Source organism: Labrys miyagiensis (genome assembly GCF_030160835.1).
Classification (GTDB): Bacteria; Pseudomonadota; Alphaproteobacteria; order Rhizobiales; family Labraceae; genus Labrys; species Labrys miyagiensis.
Map to the genome: position 1 here is coordinate 79139 of NZ_BSPC01000007.1, position 8548 is coordinate 87686.

Genomic DNA, 8548 nt, shown 5'->3' on the forward strand with positions numbered 1-8548 from the left:
TGTGCCAAATCGAACCCTCAGCGCTATCCGCGATCGCAGCGCTCCTTGCCCCTCTGCACCCACGCTATACTCGCGTGGTGAAGTTTGCACGCCCATATTGCCAGGGCGCGCGCGCCGCATCTATCCCGTGGCACCCGCCCCTTCCGCCGCCACGGGCGCTGGTTTCTTCTTGCCGCGCGAGCGCCATTCCTCGAAGCGCTGGACCATCACGAAGAAGGCCGGCACGAACAGCACGGCAAGGCAGGTCGAGGCGATCATGCCGCTGAACACGGTGATGCCGATGGAGGATCTTGCGCTGGCGCCAGCGCCGGTGGCAAACACCAGCGGCGCCACGCCCAGGATGAAGGCGAAGGAGGTCATCAGGATCGGGCGGAAGCGGGCGCGCGCGGCCTCCACCGCCGATTCCAGGATCGGCTTGCCCTCGGCCCGCATCTCGCGCGCCACTTCCACGATCAGGATGGCGTTCTTCGCCGACAGGGCGATCAGCAGCACCAGGCCGATCTGCACATAGAGATTGTTGTCGATGCGCAGGCCGTTGAGCACCAGCACCGGCCCGAGCAGCGACAGCGGCACGGCGAGGATGACCGAGATCGGCGCGTACCAACTTTCATATTGGCCAGCGAGCACGAGGTAGACGAGCAGGATGGCCAGGGCGAACACCATGTACATCTGGTTGCCGACGATCTTCTCCTGGTAGGACATCGCCGTCCACTCATAACCGACGCCCGGCGGCAGGGTCTTGGCCGCGATCTCTTCCATCAGCTTGATGGTCTGGCCGGAGGAAAAGCCGGGCCGGGACACGCCGGTGATCGTCGCCGAGGGGTAGAGATTGTAGAGGCTGATCAGCGAGGGGCCGACGATCGGGGTGATCTTCAGGAGGGTGTTGATCGGGATCATCGCACCGTCCTGATTGCGAACGGTGAGCTGGTCGATGTCCTCGAGGCGCTTGCGCGCATCGGACTCGCCCTGAATATAGATCTGATAGACCCGTCCGAAGCGGTTGAACTGGTCGACATAGCTGGAACCGACATAGCTCGCCAGCGCCGAGAAGACCTGGTCGACGGTGAGCTTGAGGCCTTCGGTCTTGGTGCGGTCGATATCGACCTTGTATTGCGGCACGCCCGCCCGGAACGAGGACGAGACGCGCTGGATCCCGGACTGCGTAGAGGCTGCGGCAACCACCGCGTTGACGGAGGCCTGCAGCTTGGCGAGGTCGGAGCTGCCATCCCGCAATTCGATCTGCATGGTGAAGCCGCCGGCATTGCCGATACCCTGGATCGGAGGCGGCGGCACCACCAGGATACTGGCTTCACGGATCTGCGACAGCGCCTGGTTCAGCTTGGTATAGAGCGGCAGCAGGGTCTCGCCCTTGCCGCGTTTGCTCCAGTCGTCGAGCATGACGTAGACGACGCCGGCATTGGCCAATGACGCGCTGTTGTCGAGCGGGGAGACGCCCGCGATCGCGATGGCCTCGGAGACGCCGGGAACCTTGCGCACCGCGTCGGAGGCCTCGACCAGCACCTTCTGCGTGCGTTCGAGCGAGGCGCCGTCGGGCAGTTGCACAGCAGCCAGGAAATAACCCTGGTCCTCGATCGGCAGGAAGCCGGTGGCGACGCGGGAGAAGCCATAGCCTGCTCCGGCGATGATGAGCAGCGCGAACACCGTCATCAGGGCGGCGTAGCGGGTCATCCAGCCGATGAGCGCCGCATAGCGGTGCTCGAGCCAGACATAGCCGGCATCGAAACCCCGGTAGAAGAAGTTGCGCTTCTCGACAGGCACGGTCGGCCGCAGCCAGAGCGCGGCCTGGGTGGGCTTCAGCGTGGCGGCATTGACGGCGCTGATCAGGGCGGTCGCAGCGATGACGAGCGCGAACTGGGCATACATCCGCCCCGTCAGGCCGGGCAGGAAGGACGCCGGCAGGAACACCGCCATCAGCACCAGGGTGATGCCGATGATCGGGCCAAACAGCGCGTTCATCGCGGCGATTGCCGCATCATGCCCCGACATGCCCTTGTCGATGTTGTGGGCCGCGCCCTCCACCACCACGATCGCGTCGTCGACCACGATGCCGATGGCCAGCACGATGGCGAACAGCGTCGAGAGGTTGATGGTAAAGCCCATCGCCGCCATGGCCGCGAAGGCGCCGATGATGGTCACCGGCACGGTGGTCGCCGGAATCAAGGTGGCGCGCCAGTCCTGCAGGAAGACGAGGATGACGATGAGCACGAGGATGCCCGCCTCGATCAGCGTCTTGTAGACCTCATGCACCGACTGGTTGACGAAAAGCGTGGTGTCGAAGGGAATGGAGTAGGTCACGCCCGGCGGGAAGTTCGCGGCGAGTTCCTTCATCTTGGCATCGACTCCGGCGGCCGTGTTGAGCGCATTGGCGCCGGGCGACTGGAAGATGGCAAGGCCCGCAGCCTGCTTGTTGTTGAGCGTGAAGACCTGGCTGTAGGTCTGCGCGCCCAATTCGACGCGCCCGACATCGCGCACGCGGGTGACGTCACCCGCCGTGGTACCTGCCTTGATCACCACATTGGCGAACTGGGCCGCATCCTCGAGCCGCCCGGAGACATCGAGCGTGTACTGGAAGTCCTGGCCTGTCGACACCGGCGGGGCGCCGAGCTGGCCGGCGCTGACCTGCTGGCTCTGCTGCTGCAGGGCGTTGATGACATCCTGCGCCTGCAGGCCGCGCGCCTGCATCTTCTGCGGATCGAGCCAGATGCGCATCGAATATTGGCCCGCGCCGAACACTGTCACGTTGCCGACGCCAGGCAGGCGGGAGATCTCGTCCTTCATCCTGAGCGTGGCGAAATTGCTGAGATAAAGGCTGTCGCGGCTGGCATCCGGCGAGGTAAGGGTGACGATCTGCAGGATCGAGGTCGACTTCTTCTGCACCGTGACGCCCTGGATCTGCACCGATTGCGGCAGGGAAGCCATGGCGGCGGAGACACGGTTCTGCACCAGCACCTGCGCGAAGTTGAGATCGGTGCCGATCTTGAAGGTGACGGTGAGCGTGTAGGTGCCGTCGGCGCCGGCATAGGACTGCATGTAGATCATGTCCTCGACGCCGTTCACCTGCTGCTCGATGGGCAGCGCCACCGTGTCGATCACGGCCTGGGCGCTGGCGCCGGGATAGCGCGTGGTCACCTGCACGGTGGGCGGCACCACGTCGGGGTATTGCGCCACCGGCAGGGCGAACAGCGCCACGCCACCGATCACGACCATCAGGATGGCGATGACGTTGGCCAGAACCGGCCGTTCGATGAAGAATTTCGAGATCATGGCTGGGACGCCTTCGCATTGGCGCCCTGGCCGGCCGACTGTGACGCATCCTGCGGATCGACCTTCTGCCCGGGTACCGCGCGCAGGATGCCGTCCACCACCACCTTGTCGGTGGGATCGAGACCGCTGGTGATGACCCGCATATCCCCGTCCAGCTGGCCGATCTCGACCTTGCGCTGCTCGACCACATTGTCGTTGCCGACGAGGAGGACATAGCGCCCGCCCTGGTCGCTGCCGATGGCGGTATCAGGCACCAGCAGGCTGTCGCCCTGGCTGGCGAGCGGCACCCGCACCCGCACGAAATAGCCGGGCAGGATGCCATAACCAGGATTGTCGAACTGGGCCCGCACGGCAAGAGTGCCGGTATTGGCCGTCAGGGTCGGGGCGACATAGTTGAGGGTGCCCTGGCGGGGATAGCCGTCCTCGTTCTGCAGGCCAACCTCGACAGGCACCTTCTTCAGGTTGGCCAGCGTCACGCCGTTTTTCTTCATGTTGGCGCGGATGTTGAGGACATCGGTCTCGCTGACATTGAACTCGACATAGATGGGATCGAGCTGCACGATCGTGGCGAGGACGGTGGCCGTGCCGTTGCCGACATAGTCGCCCAGCGAGACCTGCCTCTGCGTGACGATGCCGTCGAATGGCGCCTTCACATCGGTATAGCCCAGATTGAGCTGGGCCTGCTCGATCGCGACCTTGGCCTGGTCCACGCCCGCTTGCGCCGAGTCGCGGCTGGCCGTCGCCTGTTCCAACGTCGCCTGCGAGGCGAAGTTCTGCACCTGCAGGCTGGCCTGGCGCTTGTAGTTGGCGAGCTGCTGGGCGTAGTTTGCCTCGGCGCTCGACAGCGAAGCCTGCGCGTTTTCAAGCGCAAGCTGGTAGGGCTGCGGCTCGATGGTGAAGAGCGAGGTGCCCGTCTTCGCGAAGTCGCCGTCCTTGTAGCTGATGGCGTCGACGAAGCCCGCCACGCGCGCCACTAGGTTGCTCGAATTGATCGCCGCCGCATTGCCCGTCGCCAGCAGATAATTGGTGACCGTCTTTTTCACCGGCGTCGCGACGCCCACCTTGGGCGGCGGCGGTGGGACGTAGGTGTTCTGCTGGCCGCAGCCGGCGAGGGCGATGGCCAGGACGGCAGCCAGCATCCAAGGCAGAGCCAGCCTTCTTTCTGTCAGCGCATTCGGAGGGAAGAGGGCGCGAGAGCAAATCATCTTGTCATACCCTTTTGCAGTGCTGACGGCCGGTGGCCGGACGAAGAAAAGCGAGAAAGTCTAGGAAGATCGGCGGCCGGAGGGGACAGCCGCAACGCCGGCCTGGAACGGCCGCGCCATCAAGCTCAGGCCCCGCAGCGCCCGGTCAACGGAAAAATCTGGACAATAATCGCCATGCCGACGACAGCATATCGGCGCCGTCACGGACGACCTGCCGCCAAGACCTGGCCGACGCATCCGGCGATGCCCAGCGCTGCTGGCACTGTCTGCTTGGATGTTGTTGCAACAGGTCCGCGATGTCGCTGCGGAAGATGACCGCGGCGCAATTCCCAGCAGACGCCGTGATCTCGCTACTATTGCGACAGCAATTCTGCTCATCCAGGCACCAGCCTCACGCCCTAGCCAGCACGCAATGAACAGCTGCCGCCGCACATGGACTGGGAACGCACCCTTTGATTTCAGAAAATTACACTAAGCGTAAATTGATGAAAGTATAATTTCAGCGAGGGCGGCGTTTTAGATGCCGGCGCTGCAGCCGAATATAAAGCATAGAGAATCGATGGTCTGCCGATTGGCAAGGAAAGATCGGGACAAAGCGGGCCGCGGTTTGGCAGCGATGCCGGTACGGGGATGGCATCGCCCGATCCGGCCCCATGGATATGCCCGCCATTGCTCAGCCGCGTGCTTCGATGCGATCCTTGCCGGGCCGTCCTTTTCGGGAGCCCGCAATGGCCAGCTATGAAGTCGTCATCTGCATCTTGACCTTCTGCTGCCTCCTTGCGGCGTCGCTCGGCGCGCTGCTGCTCTATTCCAGGCTGCCGGAGCGCTACCAGCACGAAGAGACCGTCGCCATCATCCGGCTCATCGGCAATGTCTTCATCGTGATGACATCGCTGGTGCTCGGCCTGATGATCAATTCGGCCCGCAATACCTTTGACGGCGTCGACCACAATGCGCATGTGATCGCCACCGACATGATCCTCCTCGACCGGACGCTACGCCGTTACGGCCCCGAGGCCGACGACATGCGCGCGCGCCTGCTCGCCTATGTGCGCCACGCCCGAGACAGCACCAGGCCCAAGAGCGATCCCCTCATCATGGGCGATCCGCTTTCCGAGCAATTGCTGACTGCCACGGGCGACGATCTCAAGACCCTGAAACCTGCAGATACCGAGCAGACCAACCTCGCTCAGGATGCCCATACGATCTACCAGGCCATCTACGAGTTGCGCTGGGAACTGGTCGAACAGGCGGAAGGAACGCTGCCCTTGCCCTTGCTGGTGATGCTGGTGGCCTGGCTCATGCTCGTCTTCGCCAGCCTGGGCTATCGCGCACCGAACAATCGCGTGGTCGTCTGCTCGCTGGTGCTGGCCGCGGCCCTGATCGCCGGCACGGTCTACCTCATCCTCGACATGGACGGGCCGTTCAGCGGACTGATCCAGGTCTCGGATGCCCCGCTCGACCGCGTCATTGCCGAATTGACGCGGTGACCGAAGGCTGCGACGGCTGGCTTTCAGGATGGCTTGGCGTGCCCGCTTGCTTCCGGGACTGTGTCATGGTCCGAAGCGTGGCCGCCAGCCGGCACCGGCACTTCGCCCTTGTAGATGCGGCTGAGAATGGCGGGTGTCGACAGGCCCTGGACCACGATCGTGAAGATCACCACCACATAGCAGGCGGCCGCAAGTGTCGGTCCGTAAGGGCCGTCCGGAATGGTCAGGACGAGCGCGATCGAAATCGCGCCGCGCAAGCCCACCCAGGTCAGCGTCGAGATCATCCTTGCCTTCTTCGGCCAATCGGCGCGGGAAAGACCGATGGGAATCGCAATGCTGACGAGACGCGACAGGATCGCCAGCGGAATCGCCGCAAAGACGATGGCCTGGGTGAAAGCGGTGAAGTCGAGGTTGAAGAACTCCGCGCCCATCAGCAGGAACAGCAGGGTGTTGACGAGGTCGTCGACGAGCGACCAGAAGGTCGCAAGGTGAGGTCGCCAGGCAGTCTGGCGGGATGTCCGCGGCCCGGCATTGACCATGACGAGCCCGGCGACGACCACCGCGATCGGCCCGGAGACGTGAAACTGCAGGGCGATGCGATACGTCGCCAGGGCCAGCGCGATCGACAGGGTCAGCCGGACGATCTCGTCCTCGCTATGCTCGACGAGGAGCCGCGCCGCATAGCCAGCGACCGCGCCGATAGCGGCCCCGCCGGCGCATTCGATCATCAACGCGCTCATCAGCCGCCCATTGCCGATGACGCCGCTCTGCCCCCCAATCAGCGCCACCGCCGCCAGGAACATCACCACGGCAGCGCCATCGTTGAACAAGCTCTCACCGGCGATGATGTCCCTGAGACCGGCGGGAAGGGCGACGCGTTTCAGGAGCTCATCGACAGCCACGGCATCGGTGGGAGCCAGGATCGCCCCGAGCAGGAAACACCAGGGGAACGGAACCGGCGTGCCGCACAGGCTGGCGAGCAGCCAGAAGCCGAAGGCGAAGACGAAGGTGGCTATCAGCACCCCGATGGTCGCGAGAATGAAGACCAGCACGCCCTCGCGTCTGAGGCCCTTGATGTCGGCATGCCAGGTGGCGGCGAAGAGCAGCAGCGCCAGCATGCCGTCGAGCAGGGTATGCGGAAGATTGGCATGCTCCACGCGCTGCTGGTATGCCTGGGGAAACCAGGACGCTGGCCAAATGTGGCCGGCGGCCGCGATCCCCAGCGAGACCAGGAGCGAAGCGAGCAGCAGCGCGATGCTGCGCGGCAGCTTGATGAAGCGCTCATTGGCGAGGCTTACCAGCGCCGCGAAGAGAAAGATAATGGGGGCGACGTCAAAGGTGGACATGGCAAGCGCCGCGCTCGTTCAAGGCCGGCGCAGGCCGGCAGCGCCCTGCCCGCGTGCTTGCCCCGGCAGGAGAAGGTCCGTTCACAGCCCACTCTCCATGAATGACACCCGGCTGAATGGAAATACTTCTCCCGCCATCTCTATCTGCTTTGCCACGTTCCGCAAGCCTGCCTTGTGGCGGATTGTTCGGCGTGGGCACCGTCCATTTCATGTCAACTGATGAGCCTCTCCCCTCCTCCGCTTTGATCCACGCCCCGCAGCGGATTTCGGGAGGCGGGCAACATCAGAGCAGCGACTGTCATCATGATATAATGATTTGTCGAGTAAACGAGTGGGAGTTCTATCGACTGTCCTCTGTCCCGCAAGAGTTATGACACGCGCAATTGCCGCAAGGGCATGCTGGAGGCTGCGAATATTTTCGGACGAGGCGGTTTCGACCACAGACGAGCGCACGCCCCAGAGATATTCTCCCTGTCGCAGCAAAGAAGACGTGCTATGCTCCAACGGCGAGAGCAATCAAAGCGTCCAGAATACTGGATCGACTTCAACCAAACCAAGAAGCCTGCCGCTCCGTCAAATACTTGGCCCAGCAATCACGAGCGCAATCATGCGCCAGTGGGCCTGAAAGCTATGCGAGGGATAGAATTCATGCAAAACCACACATCTTTCTTGGCTCAAAGCGCGGCACCGTGGCGCGCCCTGCGGGCGTTCTTCGCGATTGTGTCGGTGCTCTGCGCCGTGACGGTCGGCGCCGGGGCGGCCATGGCACAGCAGCCGACGACGGCCCAGCGCAACGCCATCAAGTCGGCCTGCCGCGGGGATTTCATTGCGAACTGCTCGGGCGTGACGCCTGGCGGGATGCCTGCCCTGCAATGCCTCCAGAAGCACAATGACAGCCTCTCTCCGGCCTGCCAGAAGGCGATAGGCGCGCTGAAGGGCGGCAAGTCCTCATCCGCCGCGCCGATGACGCCGGCGCCCCAACCCGCTGCCGCCGCCCCTGCGGCGGCGGCCCCCAAGGCTGCCCCGACGACGGCCCAGCGCAACGCCATCAAGGCAGCCTGCCGGTCCGACTTCATGGCGCAATGCTCCGGCGTGACGCCGGGCGGCACGGCGGCGCTCTCCTGCCTCCAGCAGCATAACGCCTCGCTGTCGGCCTCCTGCCAGCAGGCCGTCGCCGCGATCAGCGGCGGCGCCCCCGCCAGTGCCGCCGCGCCGAGCACAG

At 64.2% G+C, this 8548-nt stretch carries 5 protein-coding genes; 2 read left to right on the forward strand and 3 right to left on the reverse strand.

Going from position 1 to position 8548, the window contains the following annotated elements; genetic code table 11:
- Positions 1-120 precede the first annotated feature (120 nt).
- Together QQL24_RS04875 and QQL24_RS04880 are read right to left on the reverse strand one after the other, a co-directional pair.
- Complete coding sequence (locus QQL24_RS04875; protein WP_284310782.1) at positions 121-3285, reverse strand: efflux RND transporter permease subunit; 3165 nt, start codon at positions 3283-3285, stop codon at positions 121-123.
- Complete coding sequence (locus QQL24_RS04880; protein WP_284310783.1) at positions 3282-4424, reverse strand: efflux RND transporter periplasmic adaptor subunit; 1143 nt, start codon at positions 4422-4424, stop codon at positions 3282-3284. The genes QQL24_RS04875 and QQL24_RS04880 overlap by 4 nt, the downstream gene beginning before the upstream one ends.
- Positions 4425-5218: 794 nt before the next feature.
- On the opposite strand from QQL24_RS04880, the gene QQL24_RS04885 reads away from it, so the two are divergent.
- On the forward strand, positions 5219-5980 hold the full coding sequence (locus QQL24_RS04885) for a bestrophin-like domain (protein ID WP_284310784.1): 762 nt from the start codon (positions 5219-5221) through the stop codon (positions 5978-5980).
- A 23-nt stretch (positions 5981-6003) separates the two neighbouring features.
- Here QQL24_RS04885 and QQL24_RS04890 read toward each other — a convergent pair whose 3' ends face one another.
- Complete coding sequence (locus tag QQL24_RS04890; protein WP_284310785.1) at positions 6004-7326, reverse strand: cation:proton antiporter; 1323 nt, start codon at positions 7324-7326, stop codon at positions 6004-6006.
- 648 nt (positions 7327-7974) lie between these two features.
- On the opposite strand from QQL24_RS04890, the gene QQL24_RS04895 reads away from it, so the two are divergent.
- Positions 7975-8548: hypothetical protein (locus QQL24_RS04895; RefSeq protein WP_431310639.1), on the forward strand; the 574-nt coding region annotated here is incomplete at its 3' end.

Excerpts from the sequence above, each read along its gene's own strand:
- QQL24_RS04890 (WP_284310785.1), bottom strand. The coding sequence starts at position 7,326 with ATGTCCACCTTTGACGTCGCCCCCATTATCTTTCTCTTCGCGGCGCTG.
- QQL24_RS04885 (WP_284310784.1), top strand. The coding sequence starts at position 5,219 with ATGGCCAGCTATGAAGTCGTCATCTGCATCTTGACCTTCTGCTGCCTC.
- QQL24_RS04875 (WP_284310782.1), bottom strand. The coding sequence starts at position 3,285 with ATGATCTCGAAATTCTTCATCGAACGGCCGGTTCTGGCCAACGTCATC.
- QQL24_RS04880 (WP_284310783.1), bottom strand. The coding sequence starts at position 4,424 with ATGCTGGCTGCCGTCCTGGCCATCGCCCTCGCCGGCTGCGGCCAGCAG.